Source organism: Streptomyces recifensis, assembly GCF_002154615.1.
GTDB lineage: Bacteria > Actinomycetota > Actinomycetes > Streptomycetales > Streptomycetaceae > Streptomyces > Streptomyces griseoluteus.
In genome coordinates this window covers 1-2,255 of the sequence record NZ_MUNH01000344.1, presented here as the reverse complement: position 1 = coordinate 2,255, position 2,255 = coordinate 1, and the positions used below count along the sequence as shown (strand labels likewise).

General features: G+C 75.4%; 3 protein-coding genes. All 3 read left to right on the top strand.

Annotated features, from left to right (window positions below; all coding sequences use genetic code 11):
• Nucleotides 1–519: sugar transferase (locus tag CCN33_RS18575; RefSeq protein ID WP_140394587.1), on the top strand; the 519-nt coding region annotated here is incomplete at its 5' end.
• Between the two features lie 3 nt (nt 520–522).
• On the top strand, nt 523–1,824 hold the full coding sequence (locus tag CCN33_RS18570; RefSeq protein ID WP_086694702.1) for an O-antigen ligase family protein: 1,302 nt from the start codon (nt 523–525) through the stop codon (nt 1,822–1,824).
• Nucleotides 1,821–2,255, top strand: a 435-nt coding sequence (locus tag CCN33_RS18565) for a lipid II flippase MurJ (protein WP_279628182.1), incomplete at its 3' end; no start/stop codon positions are given. The genes CCN33_RS18570 and CCN33_RS18565, both read left to right, overlap by 4 nt.

Here is a 2,255-nt window from a genome sequence, read left to right as displayed (position 1 = left end):
GCCGCGCCGCTGCTGCTGGCCTGCGCGCTGGTGCTGCGGCTCAGCGAGGGTCCGGGCGTGGTGTTCCGGCAGGAGCGCATCGGCAAGGACGGGCGCCCCTTCACCCTGCTGAAGTTCCGCACCCACCGCCCGGTGGACGAGCGGGAGTCGGCGACCCGGTGGAGCGTGGCGGACGAGCGGCGGATGAACCCGTTCTGCCGGTTCCTGCGCCGGACCTCGCTGGACGAACTGCTCCAGCTCTGGAACGTCTTCCGCGGCGACATGAGCCTGGTCGGCCCGCGCCCCGAACGCCCGTACTTCGTCACGCAGTTCAGCCAGTGCTACCCCGGCTACGCAGCCCGGCACCGGATGCGGGCGGGCATCACCGGGCTGGCTCAGGTCAGCGGATTGCGCGGGGACACCTCGATCGAGGACCGGGCGCGCTACGACAACGCCTACATCGACAACTGGTCGCTGTGGCAGGACGTCTGCATCCTGCTGCGCACCGCGGCCGCCGTCGTGCGGTCCACCGGGAGCTGACGGATGAGCCTCGCGCTGCCGCTCGGCCGCCCCCGGCACTGGTCCCCGGTGCTGCCGGTGCTCGCCGTGCTCTTCCTGCTCGCGCTGCCCCTCTCCTCCAGCGAGGGTGGCGGCGCGGGCCCGGCCGACGCGGCGTCCGCGCTGGTCGTCGGCGCCTGCCTGGTGCGGCTGCTGCGGGAGCGGGCCCGCCCGCTGTCCGCCAGGGCCGCGCTGGTGCTGGGGCTGCCGGTGGCCGGGGCGGCGCTCGCCGCGATGGGCGCCGCCTCCCCGGGCGCCGGCCTCGCCGGACTCGGCCGCTACCTCCAGGTCTTCGTCCTGGTCCCGGCCGCCGTGCTCCTCCTGATCCGCGACCGCCGGGACTTCCGGCTGCTGGCCTGGGCGCTGGTGGGCCTCGCGCTCTGGCAGGGCGCGGTCGGCGTGCGGCAGTACGCCACCGGGACCGGCGCCTCGTACCAGGGCCGGATGATCCGCGCGGTGGGCACCTTCGGGCCGTACGACGTGATGGGGATGGCCACCGTGGTGGCGTTCGGGCTGCTGTGCGCGGTGGGCCTCGCCCTGGGGAAGGCGCCGGTGCGGGAGCGGGCGGCCGCGGCCGGGTGCGCGCTGGCGCTGCTGGTGCCGCTGGCGCTCTCCTTCAGCCGGGGCGCGTGGATCGCCACCGCCGTCACCCTCACCGCGCAACTGCTGCTGGCCGGGGTCCGCCGGGCGCTCAAGGTGGGCGCCGTGGTGATCGCGGCCGGGGTGGTGCTGGTGGGCGGTCTCGGGGTGGGCACGGCGATGCTCCAGGAACGGATCGACAGCATCACCAAGGTCACCGACGCCCCCGACCAGTCGGTCACCGACCGGTACACCATGTGGGCGGCGGCCACCGGCATGTGGCGGGAGCACCCGCTGACCGGCGTGGGGTTGAAGGGCTTCCCGGAGTACCGGGACGGCCACGCCTCGCTCGCGCTGTCCTCGGGCAGCGACACCGAGGGCGCGGGCGTCGGCTTCCGCAGACAGCCGCTGCTCTCCCCGCACAACATGTATCTGCTGGTCCTCGCCGAACAGGGTCTGACCGGCCTGCTGTGCCTGGCGGGCGGCTGGCTGGCGATGCTGGTGCTCGGCCTGCGCGGCCTGCGGGCGGCCCGCCGTACGGGCCGGGGCCTGGACTGCGCGCTGATCGGCTGCGGCCTGCTGCTGTGGCAGCTCGTGGACTTCGTGTACGCCGACATCGGCGGCCCCTCCACCGTGCTGACGGCGGTGTGCCTGGGCCTGGTGGCGTGGTGGGCCCTGGCCGGCGCGGACCCGGAGGGCGCGCGATGACGCTGACGCCCGTTCCGGGACCGGGCACGACGACCCGGCAGCCCCCGCCGACCGAGCCCGAACACGCCCCGGTGACCCGGCGGTTCCTCGCCCGCGCCGCCCTGCTGACCGCCTCCCTGTCCGCCGCCGGTGCCCTGCTCGGGCTGGTCCGGGACCAGTCGCTGGCCCGGCTGTTCGGGGCCGGACGGGACACCGACGCCTTCCTGGTCGCCTGGACGGTGCCCGAGTTCGCGGCCACCCTGCTGATCGAGGACGGGCTGGCCTTCGCGCTGATCCCGGCGTTCAGCATGGCGCTGGCCCGTCGTGCGCAGGGCGCTCCGGGAGATCCCGTACGGGCCCTGGTCCGGGGGACACTGCCCCGGCTGGCCCTGGCCTTCACCGTGGTGGGGGCGGTGCTCGCGCTCGGCGCTCCGCAGCTCGTCCAGGTGCTC